At 64.5% G+C, this 23,433-nt stretch carries 24 protein-coding genes; 7 read left to right on the forward strand and 17 right to left on the reverse strand.

Features of this window, described 5'->3' with window-relative positions; genetic code table 11:
• Window positions 1–8: 8 nt before the first annotated feature.
• The 4 genes from ACZZZM_RS10135 to rplU all read right to left on the reverse strand — a co-directional run bounded on the left by ACZZZM_RS10135 (window position 9) and on the right by rplU (window position 2,215).
• Entirely contained in the window at window positions 9–671 is a 663-nt protein-coding gene (locus tag ACZZZM_RS10135; protein ID WP_463594979.1) for a hypothetical protein, read from the reverse strand.
• Between the two features lie 141 nt (window positions 672–812).
• Window positions 813–1,373, reverse strand: coding sequence for a GNAT family N-acetyltransferase (locus ACZZZM_RS10140; RefSeq protein ID WP_463594980.1), 561 nt, complete (start codon window positions 1,371–1,373; stop codon window positions 813–815).
• A 172-nt stretch (window positions 1,374–1,545) separates the two neighbouring features.
• On the reverse strand, window positions 1,546–1,815 hold the full coding sequence (gene rpmA, locus ACZZZM_RS10145; RefSeq protein ID WP_463594981.1) for a bL27 family ribosomal protein: 270 nt from the start codon (window positions 1,813–1,815) through the stop codon (window positions 1,546–1,548).
• A gap of 16 nt (window positions 1,816–1,831) precedes the next feature.
• Complete coding sequence (rplU, locus tag ACZZZM_RS10150; protein ID WP_463594982.1) at window positions 1,832–2,215, reverse strand: 50S ribosomal protein L21; 384 nt, start codon at window positions 2,213–2,215, stop codon at window positions 1,832–1,834.
• A gap of 310 nt (window positions 2,216–2,525) precedes the next feature.
• Here rplU and ACZZZM_RS10155 point away from each other — a divergent pair, with 310 nt between their 5' ends.
• The 4 genes from ACZZZM_RS10155 (at window position 2,526) to ACZZZM_RS10170 (ending at window position 8,774) form a co-directional block, all read left to right on the forward strand.
• Window positions 2,526–5,306 carry a TonB-dependent receptor plug domain-containing protein gene (locus tag ACZZZM_RS10155; RefSeq protein ID WP_463594983.1) on the forward strand — a complete coding sequence of 927 codons (2,781 nt, stop codon included), beginning with the start codon at window positions 2,526–2,528 and terminating at the stop codon, window positions 5,304–5,306.
• A 107-nt stretch (window positions 5,307–5,413) separates the two neighbouring features.
• Entirely contained in the window at window positions 5,414–6,547 is a 1,134-nt protein-coding gene (locus ACZZZM_RS10160) for a glycosyltransferase (RefSeq protein WP_463594984.1), read from the forward strand.
• A gap of 64 nt (window positions 6,548–6,611) precedes the next feature.
• The gene (locus ACZZZM_RS10165; RefSeq protein WP_463594985.1) at window positions 6,612–8,015 is read left to right on the forward strand and encodes an NAD(P)H-dependent flavin oxidoreductase; all 1,404 of its coding nucleotides are present in this window, start codon (window positions 6,612–6,614) and stop codon (window positions 8,013–8,015) included.
• 63 nt (window positions 8,016–8,078) lie between these two features.
• Window positions 8,079–8,774 (forward strand): glutamine amidotransferase, encoded by a 696-nt coding sequence (locus tag ACZZZM_RS10170; RefSeq protein ID WP_463594986.1) that lies wholly within the window; start codon window positions 8,079–8,081, stop codon window positions 8,772–8,774.
• Between the two features lie 3 nt (window positions 8,775–8,777).
• Here the strand turns inward: ACZZZM_RS10170 and ACZZZM_RS10175 are convergent, their stop codons facing one another.
• Window positions 8,778–9,776, reverse strand: coding sequence for a 2-hydroxyacid dehydrogenase (locus ACZZZM_RS10175; protein ID WP_463594987.1), 999 nt, complete (start codon window positions 9,774–9,776; stop codon window positions 8,778–8,780).
• 76 nt (window positions 9,777–9,852) lie between these two features.
• On the opposite strand from ACZZZM_RS10175, the gene ACZZZM_RS10180 reads away from it, so the two are divergent.
• Window positions 9,853–10,344: an SH3 domain-containing protein gene (locus ACZZZM_RS10180; RefSeq protein WP_463594988.1), complete on the forward strand. Its 492-nt coding sequence runs from the start codon at window positions 9,853–9,855 to the stop codon at window positions 10,342–10,344.
• On the opposite strand, the gene ACZZZM_RS10185 is transcribed toward ACZZZM_RS10180, so the two are convergent.
• The 4 genes from ACZZZM_RS10185 to ACZZZM_RS10200 form a co-directional block, all read right to left on the reverse strand.
• A complete protein-coding gene (locus ACZZZM_RS10185; protein ID WP_463594989.1) occupies window positions 10,341–11,582 on the reverse strand; it encodes a hypothetical protein in 1,242 nt (413 codons plus the stop codon). The genes ACZZZM_RS10180 and ACZZZM_RS10185 overlap by 4 nt on opposite strands.
• 67 nt (window positions 11,583–11,649) lie before the next feature.
• Window positions 11,650–13,182 carry a tryptophan halogenase family protein gene (locus ACZZZM_RS10190; protein ID WP_463594990.1) on the reverse strand — a complete coding sequence of 511 codons (1,533 nt, stop codon included), beginning with the start codon at window positions 13,180–13,182 and terminating at the stop codon, window positions 11,650–11,652.
• A gap of 30 nt (window positions 13,183–13,212) precedes the next feature.
• Entirely contained in the window at window positions 13,213–13,521 is a 309-nt protein-coding gene (locus tag ACZZZM_RS10195) for a hypothetical protein (RefSeq protein WP_463594991.1), read from the reverse strand.
• A 17-nt stretch (window positions 13,522–13,538) separates the two neighbouring features.
• Window positions 13,539–14,993 carry a L,D-transpeptidase family protein gene (locus tag ACZZZM_RS10200; RefSeq protein WP_463594992.1) on the reverse strand — a complete coding sequence of 485 codons (1,455 nt, stop codon included), beginning with the start codon at window positions 14,991–14,993 and terminating at the stop codon, window positions 13,539–13,541.
• Window positions 14,994–15,218: 225 nt separating this feature from the next.
• Between ACZZZM_RS10200 and ACZZZM_RS10205 the strand changes: the two genes are divergently transcribed.
• The gene (locus ACZZZM_RS10205) at window positions 15,219–16,565 is read left to right on the forward strand and encodes an MFS transporter (RefSeq protein ID WP_463594993.1); all 1,347 of its coding nucleotides are present in this window, start codon (window positions 15,219–15,221) and stop codon (window positions 16,563–16,565) included.
• A gap of 147 nt (window positions 16,566–16,712) precedes the next feature.
• On the opposite strand, the gene ACZZZM_RS10210 is transcribed toward ACZZZM_RS10205, so the two are convergent.
• The 8 genes from ACZZZM_RS10210 to ACZZZM_RS10245 all read right to left on the reverse strand — a co-directional run bounded on the left by ACZZZM_RS10210 (window position 16,713) and on the right by ACZZZM_RS10245 (window position 22,886).
• Complete coding sequence (locus tag ACZZZM_RS10210; RefSeq protein WP_463594994.1) at window positions 16,713–17,657, reverse strand: PilZ domain-containing protein; 945 nt, start codon at window positions 17,655–17,657, stop codon at window positions 16,713–16,715.
• Window positions 17,658–17,728: 71 nt separating this feature from the next.
• A complete protein-coding gene (locus tag ACZZZM_RS10215; protein WP_463594995.1) occupies window positions 17,729–18,397 on the reverse strand; it encodes a glutathione S-transferase family protein in 669 nt (222 codons plus the stop codon).
• Window positions 18,394–18,861: a cyclic pyranopterin monophosphate synthase MoaC gene (gene moaC / locus ACZZZM_RS10220; protein WP_463594996.1), complete on the reverse strand. Its 468-nt coding sequence runs from the start codon at window positions 18,859–18,861 to the stop codon at window positions 18,394–18,396. The genes ACZZZM_RS10215 and moaC overlap by 4 nt, the downstream gene beginning before the upstream one ends.
• Window positions 18,858–19,643 (reverse strand): indole-3-glycerol phosphate synthase TrpC, encoded by a 786-nt coding sequence (gene trpC / locus ACZZZM_RS10225; protein ID WP_463594997.1) that lies wholly within the window; start codon window positions 19,641–19,643, stop codon window positions 18,858–18,860. Before trpC ends, moaC begins: the two co-directional genes overlap by 4 nt.
• On the reverse strand, window positions 19,643–20,635 hold the full coding sequence (gene trpD, locus ACZZZM_RS10230; RefSeq protein ID WP_463596421.1) for an anthranilate phosphoribosyltransferase: 993 nt from the start codon (window positions 20,633–20,635) through the stop codon (window positions 19,643–19,645). Before trpD ends, trpC begins: the two co-directional genes overlap by 1 nt.
• Complete coding sequence (locus ACZZZM_RS10235; protein ID WP_463594998.1) at window positions 20,632–21,540, reverse strand: CE1 family esterase; 909 nt, start codon at window positions 21,538–21,540, stop codon at window positions 20,632–20,634. Before ACZZZM_RS10235 ends, trpD begins: the two co-directional genes overlap by 4 nt.
• Window positions 21,537–22,121 carry an anthranilate synthase component II gene (locus tag ACZZZM_RS10240; RefSeq protein ID WP_463594999.1) on the reverse strand — a complete coding sequence of 195 codons (585 nt, stop codon included), beginning with the start codon at window positions 22,119–22,121 and terminating at the stop codon, window positions 21,537–21,539. Before ACZZZM_RS10240 ends, ACZZZM_RS10235 begins: the two co-directional genes overlap by 4 nt.
• 9 nt (window positions 22,122–22,130) lie before the next feature.
• Complete coding sequence (locus ACZZZM_RS10245; protein WP_463595000.1) at window positions 22,131–22,886, reverse strand: phosphodiester glycosidase family protein; 756 nt, start codon at window positions 22,884–22,886, stop codon at window positions 22,131–22,133.
• 123 nt (window positions 22,887–23,009) lie between these two features.
• Here ACZZZM_RS10245 and ACZZZM_RS10250 point away from each other — a divergent pair, with 123 nt between their 5' ends.
• A complete protein-coding gene (locus ACZZZM_RS10250) occupies window positions 23,010–23,417 on the forward strand; it encodes a hypothetical protein (protein ID WP_463595001.1) in 408 nt (135 codons plus the stop codon).
• Window positions 23,418–23,433 lie beyond the last annotated feature (16 nt).

A 23,433-nucleotide genomic window follows, 5' to 3' on the forward strand; every position in this document is an offset into this window, starting at 1 on the left:
TCATTCGGTCACTTTGGGCGCATCGCCATGGCGAGCTTGCGGGCCTCGGGAAGTATCGCCGCCGCGGCTGCCGGAACGGTGCCCTTGGTGTAGCGGAAGACCATTACGATACGGTCCCCGACCGCAGTGATGCAGCCGCCGACATTTACCGCGAAGATCGTGCCATTGGTGTTGGCGGCGACGAGGCCGCCCATATAGGCGCAGTCCTTGTCGCGGCCGAGCGGGCGGATGTCGGTGCTGACGCTCGTTGCCGTGCCGCTCGCTTCGCTGATCGACTTGGTCGCCTTGGATCCTGCCTCGTCGGAAAGCCGTGCTGCCGAAAATTCGGGATTCGTCATCTCCGCCGTCAGCGCCGCAATCACTGCCTCGCGGGTCATGGGCGTGTTGAGCAAATTCTTCGGCGTCTTGATCAGGAAGTAATCGCTGAGTGTGTCGTTGCTCATCTGGTTGCAGGCATAGAAGGTCGCGTGGGTCATATTATCGGGGTCGCTGGCAACGCCGAGCCGGGCTTTCGCGACAGCCGTGCCCGTCGGCATGCAGAAGCCGGACGGAAGCGGGACGTCCACGGCAACGGTGCCGATATTGAAGCTCGCTTGCTGCCCGGCTTGAGCGGCGGCGGGCGCGGCGAACAGGACAGCTGTGGCGGTAATGGCGATACGAACGGACTGCATGCACTTCCCCCTTGAAGACCCGATCAGTTGAACAGCCGCCGCGCGGCTTGTCCAGCGGATCGGCTGATCTCGGCGAGAAATCCTGCGGCGCAACGGCAACGGGCGGCGGGCCGGGAGATCGGCCTGCCGCCCGTCAGTCGGTCACGCCGCCATTCGCGCGTCCGGGTCCATGCCGCCGCAATGGTCTCCCTCGGCAAGATCGAGCGTGTAGCGCGCAGTCGGCGCCTCCGCGCCGCGTCCGCGCGAATATTGCGAGACGATCCGGCCGGTCGGGCGGAAGCCGAGCTTGCGCAGCACGCGGCCCGATGCCGGATTGTCGATGAAATGGCCGGCGCTGACTTGGCGCACTCCCGCGGCCTTGGCGGCGCGGAGGACGGCGGCGCCCGCTTCGGTCGCATAGCCGCGGCCCCAGGCGCTGGGGGTGAGCCAGTAGCCGAGCTCGTGCGCTTCGTCCTTGTGCGCGCCGATTCCCATGCCGCCAATCAGCCGGACGCCGTCGCCGGCATGCTCGAAGATCAGGAATTTGGGCTCGGCAACGCCGTCGAAGCTCTCGACGAAGGTCTGGGCGGCCTCGATGGGATAGGGCCAGGGCGCGCGGGCAAGGTTGCGCACCACTTCCTCATGCCCGATCGCCTGCGCAACCAGGTGCGCATCCTCTGCCCAGCCGGGCCGCAGCGTCAGTCTTTCCGTCCGCACGAACATGACCATTCTCCTTGGTCTGCGGTGCCCCTTGGCGCGTCACTATGACGCGCCGGTTGCACCGGCATTTCGCGGGAGAAAATAAAAAAGGGAGCCGGGGTGACCCGTCTCCCTTTTCGGATTTCGTGTGAAATCCCGGATCACCCTGGTGGGCAACCCGGCTGGTTACCCGATGTTATTCGGCCGCTTCCGCAATCATGTCTACCGAACAGAATTTGCGGCCAAGCTTGCCCTGCTTGAACGCCACTCGGCCGTCGACGAGCGCGAAGAGGGTATGGTCCTTGCCCATGCCGACATTCACGCCCGGATAGATCTTAGTGCCGCGCTGGCGCACGATGATGTTGCCGGCGACGACTGCTTCGCTGCCGAACTTCTTGACGCCGAGGCGACGGCCTGCCGAATCGCGACCGTTGCGCGAAGAGCCGCCTGCTTTCTTATGTGCCATATTAAGCTACTCCTGCTTACGCTTCAGCGGCCGGGGCAGCAGCCTCGGCAACCGGAGCATCGGCCTTCTTCGCCTTGGGCGCGGCCTTCTTCTTCTCTTCCTGGGCACCGATGGCGGTGATCTTCAGGATCGTGTGCTGCTGGCGATGGCCGTTCTTGCGGCGATAGTTATGCCGGCGGCGCTTCTTGAAGACGATAACCTTGTCCGCCTTCGCCTGCGCGACGATTTCCGCCGAGACCGTCAGGCCCTCGACCGACTTCAGCTCGCTGCCCTCGCCGGCGAGCAGGATGTCGCCCAGCGTAAGGGTCGAACCGGCTTCACCGTCGAGCTTCTCGACGACGATTTTGTCTCCAGCGGCAACGCGATACTGCTTGCCGCCCGTGCGCACGATAGCGAACATGGGTCTCTTCTCTAACAAAAGCATGTGCCCGCCAGGGTGACCCGGCAGGAGGAAGGGCGCAGCTAAGGGAAGCGGTGCGCTCTGTCAACCTCGTGCGGGCACCCAGCCGCTCGATTTAGCACCATAAAGCATAGCCGCCGCGCGCAGGCATCCGCCCGTTAATTATGTTGCGCCTCCGACACAGTAGCCGAACTTTCCTTGCGGCATCCAAATGTTTCTCTTTTGTATCGGTGTCGCCGCTGCATAGTGTGCCTACACATCAGTTAACCGCGCCAATTATCTGGGGTTTTTGGCCAAAAGGGAGGGCAACATGCGCCGTACGATCCTTACTGCACTTTCCGTCACTGCATCCGCTTTCGCATTTGCCGCTACGGCAGCCGCACAGACGGCAGCGACGCCGCCCGCCGCCGACCAGACCGCCGCCGTCGACGAGGGCGCGGACGTTTCGCCGCAGGACACCGTTGTGGTCACCGGTACCCGCGCCGCGAACCGCACCGTCGCCGACAGCGCCGTGCCGATCGACGTGATTTCCTCCGATGCACTGACCAATTCGGGCCTCGGCGAGACCAACAAGATCCTCAATAACCTGGTGCCTTCGTTCAACTTCCCCCAGCCTTCGATCACCGACGGTACCGACGTGATTCGCCCTGCTTCACTGCGCGGCCTGGCGCCGGATCAGACGCTAGTGCTGGTCAACGGCAAGCGCCGCCACGTCAGCGCATTGCTCAACATCAACGGATCGGTCGGCCGCGGCTCGGCTGCGGTCGATCTCAACACCATCCCGGCGCTGGCGATCGAGCGCATCGAAGTCCTGCGCGACGGTGCATCGTCGCAATATGGCTCGGACGCGATCGCGGGCGTGATCAACGTCCAGCTCAAGCGCGCCAATCATGGCGGCCGCGCCTCGGTGAGCTATGGCAAGTACGTCACCACGCTCGACGGCGTGCCGAACGTCACCGGGCTGACCGCCAATGCCGCCTCGTTCGATCCTGCGGATGGCCGTATCCTCTCCGCCACCCGCAGCGGCGAGCGCAAGGCCAATGACGGCGATCTCTGGACGCTCGGCTTCAACATCGGCCTGCCGCTCGGCGCCGAAGGCTTTATGAACTTCACCGCCGAATATCGGGATCGCGACAACACCAATCGCGCCGGATATGATCTGCGCCCGAACTATAACCGCCCGACCGCGGCGTTCGACGCCCGCGAACTGACGTTCAACCGCCTCAACTTCCAATATGGCGATCCCAAGACCGAAGACGTCAATGTCTTCGCCAATTTCGGCCTGCCGCTCGGCGATTTCGAGCTCTACGCTTTCGGCTCCTATTCGAAGCGCGATGGCCTGAGCGCCGCGAACTGGCGGCAGTCCTCGGCGGCCAACAACCGTGATTTCTCGGTGATCACCCCCGCGACGACCCCGACCACGGCCAATTTCGTGCCGCTGCGCGCAGATGGCTTCCTGCCGTTCATCCATTCGGACCTGACCGATTATTCGGTCGCGGCCGGCATCCGCGGCGATATCGGCGGGTGGTCCACCGATCTGTCGCTGGTCTATGGCAACAACAAGTTCGATTACCGGACCGAGAACAGCCTCAACACCTCTTACGGGCCGCAGTCGCTCCGCGATTTCGATTCGGGCGGGCTGCAGTTCGGTCAGCTGACCGCCAATCTCGATGTCAGCCGCGAATTCGACATGGGGCTGGCCAAGCCGCTGACCTTCGCGGTGGGCGCCGAATATCGCAACGAGGATTTCAACATCCGCCCGGGCGAAACTCAGTCCTATGCGATCGGGCCCTATTTCATGGCCTCGCAGACCACGACTGCGGCAAACTGCACCACGCTCGGCGGCGTCTATAATGCCGGCACCAGCGTCTGCAGCTTCCCAGGCCGCGCCGCCCTGGTCGGCGCGCAGGGCTTCCCCGGCTTCCCGGTCAGCGCCACCACCGATGTCAGCCGTCACAGCTATGCCGGTTATCTCGAACTCGATACCGACATTTTCGAAGGGTTCACGGTAACCGCCGCCGGCCGCTACGAGCATTTCTCGGACTTCGGCGAGACGATCAACGGCAAGCTCGCCGCGCGCTACGAATTCGCCCCCGGCTTCGCGGTCCGCGGATCGGTGTCGAACGGCTTCCGTGCGCCGTCGCTCCACCAGCAATATTTCACCACCACCTCGACCAATTTCATCTCGGGCGTGCCGGTGGAAATCAGCACCCAGCCGGTCTCCAGCGCAGTGGCGCGGGCGCTCGGCTCGAAGCCGCTCAAGCCGGAGAAATCGGTCAATTTCAGCGCCGGCGCCACGCTCAATCCGTTCCGCGGGTTCAACATCACTGCCGACTATTACAACATCAAGATCAAGGACCGCATCGTCCTCACCGAGAATCTCGGCGCGGCGGGCAGCGGAACCGCGGCGGTCAACACCGCGGTGAAGGCGATCCTCGATGCCAACGGCTTCCAGTCGGTGGGCGCGGCGCGCTTCTTCATCAACGGCCTCGACACCACCACTGAGGGCGTCGACGTTGTTGCAACGTATCGCACCAACCTCGAAGGGCTCGGCAATTGGTCGCTTTCGGCGGCGTATAACCGCAACAAGAACAAGATCGATCGCCGGATCAACGATCTGACCGGCGTTTCGACGATCCCCGGCCTGATCCTGTTCGGCCGGCTCGAAGGCATCCGCTTCACCGACGGTCAGCCGCGCGACAAGATCGTGCTCAGCACTGACGGCGATATCGGTGATTTCGGCCTCACCGCACGCACCACGCGCTATGGCAAGGTGATCGCGCCCGGCGCGACTGCCCCGCTCGCGCCCAATGCGACCAGCCTGACCGCCTATGGTCCGGACGATCTGTTCCTGTCGCCGAAATGGGTCACCGATCTGGAAGTGCGCTGGACCTTCAAGAAGCATGCGACCTTCGCAATCGGCGCGAACAATCTGTTCGACGTCTATCCCGATGCCCGCCCGACCGGGAACCGCCCGACGGCGGTGGGCGGTCAGTATCCGGTCGACGCCTATTACCAGCCGTACAGCAGCTTCTCGCCGTTCGGCTTCAACGGCCGTTTCCTCTATGGGCGCTTTACCGCTGAGTTCTGAGGCAACGCACGATCGTGTAAAAGGGAAGGGGGCCGAAAGGCCCCCTTTCTCTTTGTCCTGCATCCGCGCTTTCCCGGCGATACCGACTTGGCTAACACCGCCGCAGCATGGCCATCCACATCCTCCACTTACATTCCACTTTCAACCTCGGCGGCAAGGAAGCACGCGCCGTCCGGCTGATGAATGCGTTCGGCGACAAGGCGCGGCACACGATCGTCTCGGCGATGCCCGATCAGCTCTCCGCGCGCGACGCGATCGCCAAGGGGATCAAATACGAGATCGCGCTCGATCCGCCGCCGCTTTCGGGCAAGCCCTCGGTCAAGCGCTACGAGACCATTGCCCGGTACATGCGGCGCTTCGATCTCGTGCTCACTTATAATTGGGGCGCGATCGATGGCGTGATGGCGGCGCGGGTGTTTGGCAAGGATTTGCCTCCGATCGTGCACCATGAGGACGGGTTCAATGCCGATGAGGCGGTGCGGCTCAATCCGGTGCGCAACATGTATCGCCGGATCGCCTTGCCCGCAGCAAACGCATTGGTGGTGCCCTCGGAGAAACTCCAGCAACTGGCACTGACCCAATGGCGCCAGCCGCCCGATCGCCTGCGGCGCATCCCCAATGGGGTGAACACCGCGCTCTATGCCGGCAAGCCCGATCCCAAGCTGATCCCCGAACTGCGCAATCGTAAGCCTGGGCAGATCTTCATCGGCGCGGTGGCCGGGCTTCGTCCGGTCAAGGACCTGCCGATGCTGGTGCGCGCCTGCGCAGGCCTCAACAGCCGCTTCAAGCTCGTGATCGTCGGCGAAGGCGCCGAACGCCAGGCAATCATCGATCAGGCCGAGGCGATGGCGATCGAGGATAATGTGATCCTCACTGGCTTCCTGCCCGATCCGCAGAAATATATGGGCCTGTTCGATATCTTCGCGCTCTCGTCAAAGAGCGAGCAGGCGCCGATTTCGGTGATCGAGGCGATGGCGGCGGGGCTGCCGGTAGTCGCGCCCGATGTGGGCGATATCCAGGCGATGGTCTGCGAGCCCAACCGCCAATATATCGCGCCCGAGCGCACCGAACTGCTGCTGCGCGACCGGCTAGACATCTTCGCCAAGCATGACGATCTTCGCAGATATATCGGCGCAGCGAACCGCGAGCGCGCCCGTGCGTTGTACGACGAGGCGGAAATGGTCTCGTCCTATGCCCGGCTATATGGCGAAGCCATGGGCCGGCCGGGGGTCCTGAGGTAACATTTGTTACTCGCTTGTTGTGGCCGATCGGTCTAGGCCAGCGCCGAATTTTGTTGGAGGCAATGTGTTCAAGGGTCTTACGCCCATCCTGTATAACGGCCGCGAAGTCTGGCCGCTGGTCGAGGGCGGAAAGGGCGTAGCTGCCACGAACCACGCCAGCGCCGGCGCCTGGGCCGCTGCTGGCGGTATCGGCACGGTGAGCGCCGTCAACGCCGACAGTTACGACGCCGAAGGCAAGATCATTCCGCAGATCTACAATGCCCTCACGCGGCGCGAGCGCCATGAAGAGCTGATCGAATATGCGATCGAAGGGGCCGTCCAGCAGGTCAAGAAGGCCTGGGATATTGCCGGCGGCAAGGGCGCGATCAACATCAACGTGCTGTGGGAAATGGGCGGTGCCCAGCGTATCCTGGAGGGCGTGCTCAGCCGGACCAAGGGGATGGTCGCCGGCGTCACCTGCGGCGCTGGCATGCCCTACAAGCTCAGCGAGATCGCTGCGCGTCACGAAGTCACCTATCTGCCGATCGTCAGCTCCGGCCGCGCCTTCAGCGCGCTGTGGAAGCGTGCGTATTCCAAGGCCGGGGAATGGCTCTCGGCAGTGGTCTATGAAGATCCGTGGCTCGCGGGCGGGCATAATGGGCTGTCGAATGCCGAGGACCCGCTGAAGCCGCAGGATCCCTATCCGCGCGTCAAGGAACTGCGCGAGGTGATGCGCAAGGGCGGTATCGCGGATACCGTGCCGATCGTGATGGCCGGCGGCGTCTGGTATCTGCGCGACTGGGACAATTGGATCGACAATCCCGAGCTCGGCTCGATCGTCTTCCAGTTCGGCACCCGACCGCTGCTCACGCAGGAAAGTCCGATCCCCGAGGGCTGGAAGAGCAAGCTGATGGAGATCGAGCCCGGCGACGTGCTGCTCCACCGCTTCTCGCCGACCGGCTTCTATTCGTCGGCGGTGCGCAATCCGTTCCTGCGCTCGCTCGAAGCGCGCTCGGAGCGCCAGATCGCTTATTCGACCGAGCATGCGGGTGATCACGCCTATCAGCTCGATGTGGGCGTGAAGGGCAAGAATTTCTGGGTGACGCTGGGTGATTTGCAGCGCGCCCGCGAATGGTATGGCCTTGGCCACACCTCCGCGCTCAAGACGCCCGACAACACGCTGATCTTCGTCAGCGAGGACGAAAAGGCGATGATCCGAAAGGATCAGGCCGATTGCATGGGCTGCCTCAGCCAGTGCGCATTTTCGAGCTGGGCAGACAGCGAGACCAACTCGACCGGCCGCCTCGCCGATCCGCGCAGCTTCTGCATCCAGAAGACGCTGCAGGACATTGCCCATGGCGGTCCTACCGACGAGAATCTGATGTTCGCGGGCCATGGCGCGTATAATTTCCGGAAGGATCCGTTCTATTCGAACGGCTTCGTGCCGACGGTGAAGCAGCTGGTCGATCGCATCCTGACCGGGGATTGAGTTTCTCGCAGCCAAGAAAGCCTTGGCTGGCGCTCCCGCCATCATCCGTTAGCTTGGCCCGCGATGAAGAAGGGTCTGATCGTTCGGCATGTTCCCTATGAGGGGATCGCAGGGTTTCGCGAGCCGATCGAGGCGGCCGGCTATGATCTTGAGCGGCTCGACGTCATCGATCCGGGCTTCTGGCAGCTCGATCTGACCGAACCCGATCTGGTGATCCTCATGGGCGGCCCCATGGGCGTGTACGAGCAGGACGCGCATCCCTGGATACGCTGCGAGATCGAGCGGCTGGCGGCACGCATCGAGCGCGGGCTGCCGACGCTGGGCGTGTGTCTGGGCGCGCAGATGATCGCCGCGGCAATGGGGGCGGAGGTCTATACCGGACCGGTCAAGGAGATCGGTTTCGCCCCGGTCAGCCTGCACGCGGCGGGCGAGGATTCGCCATTGCGGCATGTGGCCGGCGTGCCGGTGCTGCACTGGCACGGCGACACCTTTCACTTGCCCGAGGGAACGGAATTGCTCGCCTCGACGGACAATTACGCACACCAGGCGTTTCGCCGCGGCCCGGAACTGCTCGCATTGCAGTTCCATGCCGAGATGGGCGAAGATGCGCGGTTTGAGGCGTGGCTCGAAAGCGGCGCGGACACTGTCCTGCAGGCCGGCAACAGCCCCGAAGGCCTGCGCAGCGCTCACGACGCTTATGGTGCCGGCGCAGTCAAAGCGGGGCGGGCAATGATCACGGAGTGGCTGAGCGGCCTCTAGCGCTCAGAGCCAGCCGTCAAGAACCTGATCCAGCGGCCGGTGCCCGTCGGACCAGGCACGGATGTTGGCGATTACCTTGATTCCCATCGCCTCCCGCCCCTCGAACGTGGCCGAGCCGAGATGCGGCAGGACGATCACATTATCGAGCGCGATCAGCCGCGGATCTACTGCGGGCTCGCCCACATACACGTCGAGCCCGGCGCCTGCGATGCGACCGGTCTGCAGCGCGTCCACCAAAGCCTCGGGATCGACGATCTCGCCGCGCGCCGTGTTGATCAACCAACCCTGCGCACCGAGCAGATCGAGGCGGCGGGCGTCGATCAGCCCTCCGGTCGATCCAGTGTGGGGCGTGTGTATCGTCAATAGGTCGACCGTGCGGAGCATGTCGTCGAGATCGGCATGAAAGGTCGCGCCCAATTGGGCTTCGAGCACTTCGGGAACGCGGTGGCGGCCGTGATAATGGATCTGCAGCCCGAAGGCTCGTGCCCGCGCCGCGACTGCCTGCCCGATCCGGCCCATCCCGAGAATACCGAGCTTTTTGCCGCCGATCCGGTGGCCGCGCATGCCCGTGGGGGTCCAGCCGGTCCATTGCCCCGAGCGAACCAGCTTGTCGCCCTCGACCAATCGGCGCGGCGCGGCGAGGATCAGCGCCATCGCCATGTCGGCAGTGTCTTCGGTGAGCACGCCCGGCGTGTTGGTCACGACGATGCCCCGCTCGCGGGCGGCCTTGAGGTCGATATGGCCGACCCCGGCGCCGTAATTGGCGATGAGGCGCAGGCGCTCGGGCGCCGCATGGATCAGCTCGGCATCGACACGATCGGTGACGGTGGGCACGAAAACGTCGCAATCCGCCATCGCCGCCGCCAGCTCCCCCCGGGCCAGCGGCGCGTCATCAGCCCTCAGATGCGTATCGAACAGTTCGGCCATGCGCGCCTCGACGTTCGTTGGAAGCGAGCGGGTGACGAACACCCTGGGACGCGCGGGGCGGGGAGCCTGTGCCATAAAGGGCGGATTGGCCGCAGCGACACGCACAGTCAACGGGTTGAAGCGTTGGCGGCGCTCGGGATAAGGGTCGCGGATGGCAAGCAAGCGCACGCGGATCATCGGTTGGATTTTGCTGGCGCTGGTGGCGTGCGGCCTGGCGATCCCGGCGCTCGCCCAGCGCAAACCGCCCTATTTCGCGTCGATCGCGGCCGAAAAGGCGCGGATGCGCACCGGACCCGGGCGCAATTATCCGGCAAGCTGGCTCTATCAGCGCGAGGATCTGCCGATCAAGGTGATCGACATCTATGGCGAGTGGCGCAAGATCGAGGATCCGGACGGCACCCAGGGCTGGATGCAAGTCAATCTGCTGAGCGATGCGCGCACCGCAATGGTGGTCGGCACCGTCACGGAAATGCGGTCCGCCCCCAATTTCAACGCGCGGATCAACTGGCGCGCCGCGCCCGGCGTGGTCGGGCGGATCAGCAAGTGCAGCGGCGGCTGGTGCTGGCTCGATGTCCGCGGCCGCGGTGGCTATGTCGAGCAGAGCCACATCTGGGGCACCGAACCCGGCGAGACGGTCAATTAGGCGTTCTTCAGCGCCTCCGCGGCAAACACGAACGCCATTCCGGCACCATAGATTTCCTGCCCGATCTGGCCGGCGGGCCGTCCGTCCGGATAAAGATCCTCGATCGGAAAGCTCAAGGACCGGTCGATAATCCCCGATTCCTGCTCGGTCGCCAGGATTTCCGTAGGCAACATGTCGGGATAATAGAACCAGCAACGGTGCAGCGCATGGTGGCGGAATTCCTCGGCCAGCAGCCGCGCCGCCGGATCGAGTTCCTCACCGCCCAGCGCCAGATATTCGCCCAGCGCCTGCCAGCATTCATAATCCTCGAGCGGCGCGAAATAGTCCGAATTGTACATGCAGGTCGCGGCCATGAAGGTCGGATAATGCGCAGCGGCGCCCTCCCGGCGTTCTTCCAGCGCGCAATGACGGAGCAGGTTCGCGAGCCAATAATAGCTGCGATCGAACCAGGCGCGATCGGCGGTAATGCGCCACAACCGCAGGCATGCAACCGCGCCCCATGCAGTGAGGTTGAGCTGGTACATCAAGTCGAGGTCATGGCCCTCCGCGGCCTCCAACGCCGCCTCGGCCTCGGCAACATAGGCCGTGTCCCCGGTCAGTTCGTGAAGCTGGAGCATCAAATAGGCGTAGAGCCCGCCGGCATCGGTCTCGCCAGGGCGTCCGCTGTCGATCTGCTGGGTGATCACGCGAAAGTCGCGGATGTCGTAGATGATCGGCCAGGCATAGTCGAAATGGCGCGCGGCGCGGATTCCGTAATCGACCGAGCGGAGCAGCAAAGATCGCGCCTGTTCATCGCCTTCCAGCGCGAGCCGGGCGAGGTTCGACAGCGGGTGATAGAGATACCAGGAATCGACCGCGTGATAGTCTTTCTCCTCGCCCACATTGGGCAAGTATCGCCGCAGCGTCCCGACTTCAGGATCGTAGAATCGCTCCAGTCCGCGGCGCAATTCCTCGGCCAGCGGGATCGGCGCACCCCGCGCCGCCGCATAGCTGCGCAGCGTCGTAATCAGCGCGATCTGCACCATCGAATCGGGATATTGCCCGTCCGGATATGGCATCACATAGCGGTCGCTATATTCCGTGGTCGTGGCGGACGGGGCGTGGAGCAGGTCGGCCAGCGTGCGCTCGGCTCGCGCAGGCCAGTCATGCGGCGGGGCGGGGGGCGGCGCGATCAGCCGATACGCTGCGGCCATGCGGCGCAGATGGTCCAGCGGACTTTCGCCTGTCTCCAGGGTCATGCTCGTCTCCCGCGCAGATCAATCGGCGGTCGAACGCGCCTGATCGCCGGTTGGCTGCATGTCCCGCCTAAGCGCCGGCGTTGATCTGCGCGATCAGCGCGCGGTGCGCGGGCAGGTCCTGCGTCGCGCGCTCGCCGAAATTGCGGATGCGCTGGAAGAGCTTCTCCGCCCCTGCGACGTTGGGGAAATCGTCGCGACCTGCCGAAAGATCGGTGCGGAATTCCATGCCGTAGAGGATGTACTGGTAATTGAAGAAAGCGAAGCTCTCGACATCGAGGGTGAAATCGTAGCGGCTCGGCGGCCGATAGCGCCATTCCTCGAGCAATTCCTGCAGGCGCTCGGGGATCGAGGCCGGATCGGCATTTTCGCGCCAGAAGCACTCGCTGCGCTGGCTGAGGCAATAATGCAGCTTCAGGAAATTGACGATGTTATCGTAGCGCGCTGCGATCAGCTGGTTGAAGCGCCGAGCCGGGGCGTCGATCGGGCCGTTATGCGGAAAGAGTTCGGCAATCATCCCAATCGCGGCTTCGATCAGCAATACCCCGGTGGATTCGAGCGGTTCGAGGAACCCGCCGGACAGGCCAACTGCCACGCAATTCTTGACCCATTGCTTCTCGCGATAGCCGGTCTCAAACGGGATATTGCGCGTCTGAAACTCCATGTCGCGCGGGCCGATATGGGCACGCAGGATCGCCTCGGCCCGGTCCTGACCGATGTGATCGCTCGAATAGACGCAGCCGATGCCGCGCGCGCCCGCCAGTCCGATGTCCCAGGTCCAGCCGGCTTCATGCGCCGTGGCGATGGTGAAGCTCTCCAGCGGCGCATCGGGCCGGTCATAGGGCAGCTTGCAGGTGACCGCGGCGTTGGCAAACAGATGCTTGCGCACCGATTTGAAGGGTACTTGCAGCGCCCGGCCGATCAGTTCCGCGCGGAAGCCGGTGCAGTCGATGTAGAGGTCGGCGCTGAGTGTTCCATGTTCTGCCGTTGAGACCTGGGCAATGGCGCCATGCTCATCGAGCGTGACGCCGCCGACATTGCCCTGGAGATGGCGGACGCCCAGCTCGCGGGCGCGCTCGGCAAGAACGTGCGCAAGACTCTGTGCGTCGAAATGATAGGCATAGTTGAGCGGACCATCGAAATCGCCTTCGTTCGGCCGCTTGGGCGCGCGGCGTGCGTCGGCAACCCGGTTCTGGATCGTCACTGCCTCGGCAAATGGAGGCCGGGTCTTCTCGTCCTGGAGCAACCAATAGGGAACGAGATTGGCGCCCTCGGCATAAAAGGGCGCTTCGAACGGATGGAAGAAGTGGCTGTGCGCGCCATTCTCCGGCGTGCGGACCCAGTCGGTGAAGCGAATTCCCTGCTTGAAGGTCGCCGAGGTCTCGCGGATGAAGCGGCTCTCGTCGATGCCGAGGAATTTGAGCGTCTCGCGGATCGTCGGGAAAGTGCCTTCTCCCACGCCGACAATGCCGATCTCGGGCGATTCCAAAAGCGTAATCTCGAGCCGGCCGTGATCGGATAGCTCGAGGAAGCGGGCAAGATAGGCGGCGGCCAGCCAACCGGCTGTGCCACCGCCTACGATCAGGATGCTGCGCTTGCGCATCGTCTGGCCCGCCCCCGGGCGCGATCAGCCTTAACGAACCGGCTGGGCGGTGTTGCCGCCTTCGTCGCGATTGACGCGCGAAGTCATGCCGGTCGCGTCCGCGTCTTCGGCGGTCTGCTCATCGGCAGTGAGCGTCGCGGCGGGCGGGGTCGTCATGTCTGCAACATTGTCGATGCGCGTCGCGGGAGGCGCCTCAGTCGAGACATTGGCGAAATTGGCCGGCTCGATTGCCATGTTGGTCACGTTGGTTTCGGCAGCCGGCTGTTCCTCGGGCTTGTTGTGGCATGCGGCAAGCGCAAGGCCGGAGGCAGCGAGCAGGGCGATGGTCTTGATCTTCATGGCGGTGTTTTCCCTTGTTAGCGCGCGGATACCGCGGCGGCGGTAATTGCGGAACGTTTCTCGATCTTTGCCGCAAGCGTCTTGTCCCAGCCATAGGGATCGGCGCGGAAATTCATCGTGCCGTTCGCATTGGCGAAGGCGGTCCAGTAAAGCAGGTAGACCGAAACCTGGTCCTGCTCCTGCAATTTCACGCGCAGCGTCTTGCCCTTGCCCAGTTCGGCCTGGATCGCCTCGGGCTGCCAGGCGGGATCGTTGCGAAGCAGCAGCTGCGCAAGCGGGCCGGGCTTCTCGAGCCGGACGCAGCCATGGCTGTCCTGCCGAACATAGCGCGCGAAGCCGGCCTGTGCCGGCGTATCGTGGAGATACACGGCATAGGGGTTGTCGAAGTCGAACTTGTAGAGCCCCAGCGCGCTGCGCGGGCCGGGCTGCTGCTGCAGGCGGCGGCTAGGGCCGGTGCCGATGATCTTATAGCCCTGTGCCTTGAGCGCGGCCTCGCCCTTGGGCCACAATTCCTTCTGGGCGATGCCGGCGGGCACATTCCAGGGCGGATTGAGCACGATCGAATGAATCTTCGACTGGAGCATCGGGGTCTCGTTGCCCGGGCGCCCGGTCACTGCCTTCATCGATGCGATCGCGGCGTCGCCCTCGAACACGGTGAGCACGGCCGCTGCGATATTGACCTGGATGCGCTTGGCGGGAAGCTCGGCCGGCAGCCAGCGCCACCGCTCGAGATTGGCCATGATCTGGCGGACGCGGTCGGCGGCGGGCACGTTGAGCGCAGCAAGCGTGCCGCTGGAAACCACTCCGGTCGGGTTGAGGCCATAGCGGCGCTGGGCGCGGACCACGGAGTCCTTGAGCGCCGCGTCGAACTTGTCGCCGGCGGCGGCAAGCTGGCTGTCCTCGATTGCCAGGCGTTTGCGCAAGGCCGCCACGCGTGCGCCCGAAGCGCCTACTGCAAGGTCTGCACCCGCTGCGAGCTTGGGCCAGCCCCCCGCGCCTTCGATCTTGCGATAAGTGGCCAGGCCGCCCTGCAGCGCGTCATATCCCGAATAAGGCGGCGGCAGCGAACGCAGCCACTGCGCCAGGCGATCCTGCCGCACTGCCTCGGAAAAGGCGGGAAGCGGATCGTAAGCGGCGGGGCGAAGGCCCCAATCCTGCTGGAAATCGCTGGCGTCGAGCCGGCCCGAATGCACCGCGCTGGCATAATCGAGCGCGGCGCGAACCAGCGCGTCATTGCCTGAAGGAGCGGGCGGCCGCGTACCGTCGTGGCGCAGGCCCTGTGCAAAGCCGGCATCGGCCAGCAGGGGCGCCAGCAACGCGGTCTGGGCGGACGACAGCGTCGGCAGCGGCAGGGGGGCGGGGACGGCTTGGACCATCGGCGCGGTCTGCGGCGTCGCGGGCGGAGTCTGCTGCGCGAACACCGGCGCGGCGATCGCTGCCGCCGCCACTGTCCACATGCCGGCCCGGCGCATGGTGCGCCCCAATCTCGCGTCGCTAATCACTTACCGTCTCTCCCGCTCGGCTCCATCGCAGAGCCCGCACGCTGAATCCCCTACTCAATAGGCAAAGCAAGCCACGAGCGCGAGCGCCTAATGCAGTTCGGCGTAGCGATGCTTGACTTTGGCAACGTTGTCGGCCCACGCTCCGCCATCAAGCCGCCGCGCGTGACGCGGACGGCGAATCGCAGGGAGACAGCCGTGGCATCCGCACGCTCGACACAGACGATGGCGGCGTTTGCTGCCGTCACCACTCTATTCTTCGCATGGGGCTTCATCACATCGATGGTCGATCCGCTGGTCGCCGCGGTGAAAGGCATCTTCACGCTGAGCGATTTCGAAGCACAAGCGGCGGCCGCCGCGTTCTTCGCCGCTTATGGGCTGACCAGCTTTCCGGCGGCCGCGTTGCTTGCCCGGATGAAGTCGGTACCCACGATTCTGATTGCGCTCGGTGCGATGATCGCGGGCTGTCTGGTGATGCTCGCGGCGGCCAACCTCGCCATATTCAGCCTCGTATTGCTCGGCCTGTTCATCCTCGCCAGCGGCATCACGGTGCTTCAGGTCGCGGCAAATCCGCTCGCGGCGGCCCTCGGCGATCCCAAATACAGCCACTTCCGGCTGACGTTCAGTCAGACGTTCAATTCGATCGGCACGGTAATCGGCCCAATCCTCGGCGCCGAATTGTTCCTCAAGGGCCTGGAAGTGAAGCCGGGCACGGTGGTCACCGATGCGGTGCGCGCCCAGGCCTTGGCCGGGATCGACATGGCCTATTTCTGGTTCGCCGGGCTGATCGTCGCGCTGCTGTTGTTCTTCTGGGCCACGCGCCGCCTTGTCTCGGCCGCCACGCCCGCCACGTCGAGCGCGGCGCAGGTCGGCATGTTCCGGTTGATCGCCGATGCCTTTTCGTCGCGCTGGGCGCTGCTCGGCGGGCTGGGCATCTTTCTTTATGTCGGCGCCGAAGTGGCGATAGGCACGCAGATGGCGCTGTTCCTCAATTCGGATAGCGTGTGGGGCCAGTCCGACGCGCTGTACGGCTTGCCTTTCGTGGCCAGCATGGTGCCGCAGGACGGTGTCGTCGGCCTTTCGCTCGAACAGGCGGGCAAGGCGACCGCGCTTTACTGGCTCGGCGCAGTGGTCGGCCGCGCAATCGGCTCGGCCCTGCTCGGCTTCGTCCGCGCCTCGCGGTTGTTGGCGTTGTTTACCGCCGTCGCCGCCGCGCTCTGCCTCTACGTCTTCGCCGTGGGCGGGGTAACGGCAGGCTTCGTCGCACTTTCCATCGGCCTGTTCAACTCGATCATGTTTCCGGTGATCTTCACTTTGACACTGGAGCGCTCAACTGCAAGCGAGGAGGCGACATCGGGATTGCTCTGCACGGCGATTGTCGGTGGCGCGGCACTGCCGCTGCTGGTCGGCGCCGTCTCGGGCGCCAATGGCTATGCGTTTGCGATGATCGTGCCTGCACTCTGCTATGTCGCGCTGTGCACCTTCGCCATGGCCGCGGGCCGCTCCGGACCGGTTTGCGAAGGCGAGATCGCGTCGATCCACTAGCGGGAGAACTTGCCGCCGGCGGCCTCGCTGCCGGCGGCAAGAACTAATTGGTGCGCGTCACGCCGAACCCAGACCAAACGCCCGCGCGCAACGCGGGGCCCAGAGCAAGGAACGGCCGTTGCCGGGAAAACTTGCGCCGGCGGCCGTTCAAGCGGAGTGGCGGCCAGAGATCAGATGCAAGTCGCTGGGGCGCAGCGGCAGCCGGAATTCGCATAGAAAGCGATGGTGATCGCTCTCGATCACCGAAGCCGGCGCGCCACCGATATGCGGCAGCGCGATCCACAGCGGCGTGCCTTGCGCCAGCGGTGCACGCGTCTCGAACTCGACAAGCTGCGAAGTCAGGCCACGAATCTGCACGTTCCACCAACGCACGCCTTCGCGAACACGTGCAGGGGAATCGAGCTGGATCGCATGGGCGTCGGGGATAAGCCCTGCAGGGGGAAATACGCCTGAGCGGATGGGATGCGCGGGCGTCTGTTGAACCTGGCGCAGCCATGGCATCAGCACCTGCCAGGGGATCGCCTCGTCGAAGGCGATGCCGGCCTGACCCTCGCTTGCCCATTTAATCGTGCCGTCGATGGGGCGAAGTCCGTCGAAGCTGATCTGCACCGGATCGCCGGGCAGCAACACGCGCCGAGATTCGATCGCCGCGCCGCCTTGCGAGAGATTGCGGCTGCGCGTGAACTCTACCGCGCCCTTGTGATTTAGGCTGACCGTCTGGTGGAGCTCGATGCGCGGCATCTGGCGACGCTCGGCGGGAAGACTGGCGAGCGTGCGCGCCAGCGCCCCCACTACGTCGATCGGCGCGTCGAATACGAAACCGGCCGCGTCGTCGGTTTCCCAGGCGATGGTGCCCGAAAGGCTTTGGCCGCTGGCGAGGATAAGTGAGAGCGCGTCGCCTTGGCTCAGTTCGGCATCATGGTGGAGCGTGGCGCCCGCGGCATTGAGCTTGCGGATCGAGCACGGGAGGTTGATGCCGTCGCCTACCAGGGTCGCGGCATCGAGATCGGAAGCCCCAAGCGCGAGCGGCTCGGCGGCCGGCAGATCGGTCGCGAGACTGAAGATCGTGGAGGACGCAAGTCCTTGTCGCATAGCCCTAAATATCCCACCCGGCCCCGAACGACTCTGTGCGAGCCGACTGAAGGGCACGTTAAGCGGGAGGGTTAATCGCGGTCGGGAGCGCCTAAGGGGAAATACGCGCGATAGGGGCGGGCTTCATCGACTGCGCGCGCTACACTTGGGCTGGCGAGGAGGCGGGCGCGATACGCCTTGAGATGCTCGAACTTGGCGGGAATCTCGTAAGCCCAGTCCGCGTAAAAGAGCGAAGGAGCGGCGGCGCAATCGGCAAGGCTGAAGCTATCCGCTGCGGCCCATTCGCGCCCATTTTCTTTCCTCTGGGCCATGTGCGCGTCGAGCCAGGCATATGATTTGTCGAGCGCGGCGTGGACACCCTCGGCGACATAGGGATCGCGCTTCTCTTCGGGACGGATCGCGTTGTTCACCAGCGGCTGCATCGCATTCATCACATAATTGTCGAAAATGCGATCGAGCATCCGCACCTCGATCGCCGCGTCGGGATCGGTCGGGATCAGCGTCACGGGGCCTGGATGGTGAATCTGAAGGTGCTCGATGATCGCGCTGGTTTCGACGATGGTCTTGCCCGCATCGCGCAGGACTGGGAATTTACCTATCGACCAGAGGCCTGCGAGCTCGGCACCCACGCCTTCATGCTCGAGATGGCGGTACTCGAAAGGTGTGCCATTCTCATAGAGTGCGATCAGCACCTTCCAACAATAGGACGAGAAAGGATGCGCGAAAAGTTGTAGCGTCATGCGGTCCAGTCCCCCGATCTGCCGCCCTTCTTTGAAAGCAGGCGGATCTCTCCGATCACCATCGACTTATCGAGCGCCTTAGCCATATCGTAAAGCGTAAGCAGCGCGACGCTGGCGGCAGTGAGCGCCTCCATCTCGACGCCGGTCTGAGCTTCGGTTGCTGCGGTCGCGGTGACGGTGACGCCGGTCTCGTCGGGCAGGAGGTCGATCGCCACACGCGTGAGCGGCAATGGGTGGCAGAGCGGGATCAGCTCGGCGGTCTTCTTGGCGGCCATTATCCCGGCAATGCGCGCGGTGGCTAGGACGTCGCCCTTCTTGATGGAGCCCTCGATGATGGCGGCGGCAGCCTCTGCCGACATGGTGATCCGGCCAGTGGCCACCGCTTCGCGCTGCGTCACCGGCTTGCCTGCGACATCGACCATGTGCGCGGCACCGGTCTGGTCGAGATGGGTAAGCTGGTTCACCCGATCAGCTCGCGCGTCGCGGCTTCGACATCGGCCTGCCGCATCAGCGCTTCGCCGACTAGGAAGCAGCGGACGCCATGCTCCGACATCGCATCCAGATCCGCCCGGCTGGTGAGGCCTGACTCCGCCACGAACGTACAATCCGCGGGAGCGCTGCCGACGAGTTCATAGGTGCGATCGAAAGAGACCGAGAAGTCCTTGAGATTGCGGTTGTTCACGCCGATTAGCCGCGAGCGCAGCTTGAGCGCGCGCTCAAGTTCGGCCGCATCATGCACTTCCACCAGCACGTCCATGCCAAGACTCATAGCGGCCTCTTCGATCTCGGCCATCTGCGCGTCTTCGAGCGCGGCGACGATGATCAGGATTGCATCGGCACCGATGCTGCGCGCCTCGATCACTTGCCAGGGATCGACTGTGAAGTCCTTGCGGAGCACCGGCAGCGGGCAGGCTGCGCGTGCTGCAATGAGATATTCTTCTGCTCCCTGAAAATATTGCGCATCGGTAAGCACCGAGAGGCACGCCGCGCCGCCTGCAGCATAAGCTCTGGCATGCGCGGGAGGATCGAAATCGGGGCGGATCAGACCCTTGGAGGGGCTGGACTTCTTGATCTCTGCGATCAGGCCGTAACCGGTCCCAGCCTTGGCATCGAGCGCCCGGCGGAATCCGCGCGGCGGGGTTTGCGCCATGGCCGCAGCGCCGAGAGCAGACAGGCTGATCGCGGCCTTCCGTGTGTCAACTTCCACGCGCTTTGTTTCCAGGATCGTATCGAGCATATTGGACATCAATATGCGATCCAGCAGTCGAGCAGTGCATTGGCAAGCCCGTTGTCGATGAACTCTGCTGCTTCTTCCGCACCTTCGCGAAGATCGGCGGCACGGCCGGCCACCATCAGGGCGGCAGCGGCGTTCAAGAGCACAGCGTCGCGATAGGGCCCCTTGTCCCCTTGGAGCAGGCGGCGCAGCGCATACGCATTCTCCACCGGATCGCCGCCACGGATCGCGCTCAGCGGGTGGCGGGGGAGACCGGCATCCTCCGGCGTAATCCGCGTCGGCAGCGACGCACAGCCGACATTGACGGCGATGCTCGCGGTTTCCGTCGATAACTCATCGAGATTGTCTTCGCCGGCAATAACGGCTGCAGCCTCGGCGCCCAGTTGTGCGAGAGCTTCGGCATAGACCGGTGCATAGTCGATGCGCGCAATGCCGATCAGCTGGCGCGTGACATGCGCTGGATTGGCGAGCGGCCCCATCAGGTTGAAGATCGTCCGTCGCCCGATGCGGCGGCGGATCGGCGCGATGCGGGCGAGCGCTGGATGGTGTTTTTGCGCGAAGAGGAACGCGATGCCGAGATCGCCCAGCGTATCCTCGGCCGCGGCGGAAGCGCGATCCAGATCGAGGCCGAGCGCCTCAAGCGTATCGGCAGCACCCGCCTTGGACGAGGCGGCGCGATTGCCATGTTTGGCGACGGGCACGCCGGCCGCTGCCACGACCAAGCTGACCGCGGTTGAAACGTTGAGCGTGTGATGGCCGTCGCCACCGGTCCCGCACACGTCGATCGCGCCTTGTGGAGCAGTGATCGAAATCACGCGCGTACGCATCGCCCGCGCAGCCTCGGCGATCTCTATGCTGGTCTCACCACGCTCGCTCAAGCCGATCAGGAAAGCTTCGATTTCGGCCTCGGCGGCCGTGCCATCGAGCATGTCCGCGAACGCCCGTGCCGCGGTTTCGCGCGCGAGCGGGGAGACCGGGTCGGGGAGGAGCGAATAGACGCTCACCGCGTGCGCCGATGCCGCAAGAGGAATGCCCACATCGCGTCGTTATCCACGACCCAATCATGCCCGCCGCCGATGGTGATCCGCCCGACCACTTCGGCATTGTTCCGGCAACGGGTGTAACGATCTTCATAGACGCTCGCCGTGATGCTCTGCCGCGGCAAGGCAACTCGGCAGCCGTTGAGCTCCGCCCAGCGCCTTTCGGCGGCCGCCATCGGATATTGCCAATAGCCGGCGCCACCGCCCTGCATAGGGTTGGTAGTATCCTTATCGCCCGCAAAGGCGATGACCGGTATCGCGTGCGAGGGCTTGCAGGTCGCGGGATCGGGGCGTTTGGGATCGTCCTTGCGCGGATTGCCTGCGCGCAGGCCGACCACGGGGGCGATCGCGGCGAAGCGGTCCGACGCGACGCAGCCTAGCCACGACGTCATCCGCCCGCCGCCCGACAGCCCGGTTGCGTAAACGCGGGCCGGATCGACGCAGCGCTCGGCGGTCAGCCAGTCTATCGCCGCCTTGATAAACGCGACGTCGTCCGCGTCCTTGGCACCGGGGACCTTGCCGGTGACGGTCGGCACGCCCGGGATATTCCAGACAAAGCCGTCCTTTACCGGGATGCCCGCGTCAGGCGCCGCTACGATGAAACCATGCGCGTCGGCGGTATCGCTCAGCCCGGTGCGATTTAGCATCGCAGCGCCATTGCCGCCGCTGCCGTGAAGGAGGAAAAGCAGGGGTGCGCGATTCCTTTGCTTCATGCCCTTGGGCAAATGAACGAGCATCTGGCGGCCGGTATTGCCGATGGCGATACGCTGCGTAGCCCCCGGCTGGGCGATACCGCATCCTGGCGCAGCCTGCGCCGCAGGAACCCAGGCGGCACCCGCAAGCGCGGCAAGCACGAGTTTGCGCATCATGCCAATTCCTTCGCTTCCATCCCCGCGAGCCGCAGGAAATTGGCGAGCATCGCATGCCCGTGCTCGGTGGCGATGCTCTCGGGATGGAACTGGACGCCGTGGATCGGCAGTTCGCGGTGGCGAAAGCCCATCACGCTGGCGTCCGACGCAGTGGCATTGACTACCAGATCGTCGGGAATATCGGTGACGATAAGCGAGTGATAACGGGTCGCCGTGAAGGGCGAGGGAAGCCCCTCGAACAGCCCGGTGCCGTCATGCTCGACCGGGCAGGTCTTGCCGTGCATCAGCCCGCCGCGGACCACCTGTCCGCCGAAATGCTGGCCGATCGCCTGGTGGCCGAGGCACACGCCGAGCAGCGGCTTCCTGAGGTCGGCGCAGGCGGCGACCAGGTCGAGGCTGATCCCGGCATCGTTTGGCGTGCAGGGGCCTGGGGAGATCAGGAATGCCTGCGCATTGCTGGCGATCGCGTCCCGCGCCGTAAGCGCATCGTTGCGCACGACCTGGACCTCCGCTCCCAACTCCATCAGATAATGGACGAGGTTCCAGGTGAAGCTGTCGTAATTGTCGAGGACCAGGATCATGGCCTGCCGCTAACGCTTCTGGAGCGCTACGACAATCGGCCCAATAGGAACGCCCGCATCGCGGCGTCCGGAAACCGGATCGAGCAGTCGCGAAACCGCGCCGTCGAAATAGAGCGCGTCGGGAGCGGCGAGGCGATCGCGAAACAAGCGCGCGAACCGACCGAACGAGACGGGCTCGTTGCTGATCGCAAACCAGGCGGTGCCGTCGAGCGATACGCCGACACCGTTGCGGATCTGGAGCGAAGTGCCGTTGTCGCTGATCTGCGGATGGGGCTTGCCGCCGATCAGCAGCATCGGTCCGCTCTGAGTGGCGAAGCGCACATGATCGGGCTTGCGGGCGACGAAATTGTCGGTCGTGTCCGCGTGCCAGCCGGTCGCGTCGCCCCAGAACACCCCGTTGGGGAGCAAGTGGAAATTGCCTGGGCCCGCCTTGCGATTGAGCGGGGTCTGCACGGCGCCATCCTCGACATAATAGCCGATCGCGGCGCCCTTTTCGTCGAACATCCCGGCATTTGTCGCAAATGCGAGGGCAGGGTAGCGCTCGCCGAGACGCGTCTCGAGCCCGGCAAAATCGCGCATCGGCTTGCCGTCTGCGCCGCGATTGACGAGGGCCAGGTCGTGCATCTGGGGCTTGGCGTGGCACACCGTGAACTTCGAAGTCTCGAAGACGATGTCCTCGCACGCTTCCGAAACGCGACCGCCGCGCCCACAGGCGGTGAGCGCTAGCAATCCGGCTAGGATCAGGAGGCAGCGGCGGGACGTCATGGCACCCGCCTTAGAGGGCAGGCGGCGGCAAACAAGCCACGGTCTGCCTTGGCGCTGCCATGATGCTTGCGCAACGAGATCGGCAACAGGGGCGTTCAGACTTCGTGCCAAAGGAATTTAGTAATGATCGCCATGCTGTTCGCCGCCATGCTCCTGCCTGCGCCGCCGATGGCGCAGGATGTGCCGCAGGATCCGCCGAAGCGCGTCCGCAGCATCCTGCTCTATGGGAAGGAGGAATGCCCCAAGGCATCCGATCCCGATGAAGTGGTGGTGTGCGCCAATGCCGGCGAATCGCCCTATCGCATCCCCAAGGCATTGCGCGATCAGCCCGACGAGAGCGCTGTGGCACAGGCCTGGACCAACCGGGTGGAGACGGTCGAGGAAGTCAACCGGGCCGGGCTGCCCAACAGCTGCTCGCCCGTAGGCACCGGCGGCCAGACCGGCTGTACGCGCCAGATGATCCAGCAATGGTATCAGGACCGGCTGAACCAGAAGGCCAAAGCGCGGCGTATTCCGGGCGGTGGGAACTAGAATTTTTCCTCCTCCG

Source organism: Sphingomonas sp. AC522 (assembly GCF_979258125.1).

What these genes read in the sequence shown, in the direction of transcription:
- ACZZZM_RS10235 (WP_463594998.1), bottom strand. Translation starts at nt 21,540, where the DNA reads ATGATGCGCAAACTCGTGCTTGCCGCGCTTGCGGGTGCCGCCTGGGTT.
- ACZZZM_RS10240 (WP_463594999.1), bottom strand. Translation starts at nt 22,121, where the DNA reads ATGATCCTGGTCCTCGACAATTACGACAGCTTCACCTGGAACCTCGTC.
- ACZZZM_RS10180 (WP_463594988.1), top strand. Translation starts at nt 9,853, where the DNA reads ATGGCAAGCAAGCGCACGCGGATCATCGGTTGGATTTTGCTGGCGCTG.
- ACZZZM_RS10175 (WP_463594987.1), bottom strand. Translation starts at nt 9,776, where the DNA reads ATGGCACAGGCTCCCCGCCCCGCGCGTCCCAGGGTGTTCGTCACCCGC.
- rplU (WP_463594982.1), bottom strand. Translation starts at nt 2,215, where the DNA reads ATGTTCGCTATCGTGCGCACGGGCGGCAAGCAGTATCGCGTTGCCGCT.
- ACZZZM_RS10195 (WP_463594991.1), bottom strand. Translation starts at nt 13,521, where the DNA reads ATGAAGATCAAGACCATCGCCCTGCTCGCTGCCTCCGGCCTTGCGCTT.
- ACZZZM_RS10185 (WP_463594989.1), bottom strand. Translation starts at nt 11,582, where the DNA reads ATGACCCTGGAGACAGGCGAAAGTCCGCTGGACCATCTGCGCCGCATG.
- ACZZZM_RS10190 (WP_463594990.1), bottom strand. Translation starts at nt 13,182, where the DNA reads ATGCGCAAGCGCAGCATCCTGATCGTAGGCGGTGGCACAGCCGGTTGG.
- trpC (WP_463594997.1), bottom strand. Translation starts at nt 19,643, where the DNA reads ATGTCCAATATGCTCGATACGATCCTGGAAACAAAGCGCGTGGAAGTT.
- ACZZZM_RS10140 (WP_463594980.1), bottom strand. Translation starts at nt 1,373, where the DNA reads ATGTTCGTGCGGACGGAAAGACTGACGCTGCGGCCCGGCTGGGCAGAG.
- ACZZZM_RS10135 (WP_463594979.1), bottom strand. Translation starts at nt 671, where the DNA reads ATGCAGTCCGTTCGTATCGCCATTACCGCCACAGCTGTCCTGTTCGCC.
- ACZZZM_RS10160 (WP_463594984.1), top strand. Translation starts at nt 5,414, where the DNA reads ATGGCCATCCACATCCTCCACTTACATTCCACTTTCAACCTCGGCGGC.
- rpmA (WP_463594981.1), bottom strand. Translation starts at nt 1,815, where the DNA reads ATGGCACATAAGAAAGCAGGCGGCTCTTCGCGCAACGGTCGCGATTCG.
- ACZZZM_RS10155 (WP_463594983.1), top strand. Translation starts at nt 2,526, where the DNA reads ATGCGCCGTACGATCCTTACTGCACTTTCCGTCACTGCATCCGCTTTC.
- ACZZZM_RS10210 (WP_463594994.1), bottom strand. Translation starts at nt 17,657, where the DNA reads ATGCGACAAGGACTTGCGTCCTCCACGATCTTCAGTCTCGCGACCGAT.
- ACZZZM_RS10170 (WP_463594986.1), top strand. Translation starts at nt 8,079, where the DNA reads ATGAAGAAGGGTCTGATCGTTCGGCATGTTCCCTATGAGGGGATCGCA.
- ACZZZM_RS10245 (WP_463595000.1), bottom strand. Translation starts at nt 22,886, where the DNA reads ATGACGTCCCGCCGCTGCCTCCTGATCCTAGCCGGATTGCTAGCGCTC.
- ACZZZM_RS10250 (WP_463595001.1), top strand. Translation starts at nt 23,010, where the DNA reads ATGATCGCCATGCTGTTCGCCGCCATGCTCCTGCCTGCGCCGCCGATG.
- ACZZZM_RS10200 (WP_463594992.1), bottom strand. Translation starts at nt 14,993, where the DNA reads ATGCGCCGGGCCGGCATGTGGACAGTGGCGGCGGCAGCGATCGCCGCG.
- ACZZZM_RS10215 (WP_463594995.1), bottom strand. Translation starts at nt 18,397, where the DNA reads ATGACGCTACAACTTTTCGCGCATCCTTTCTCGTCCTATTGTTGGAAG.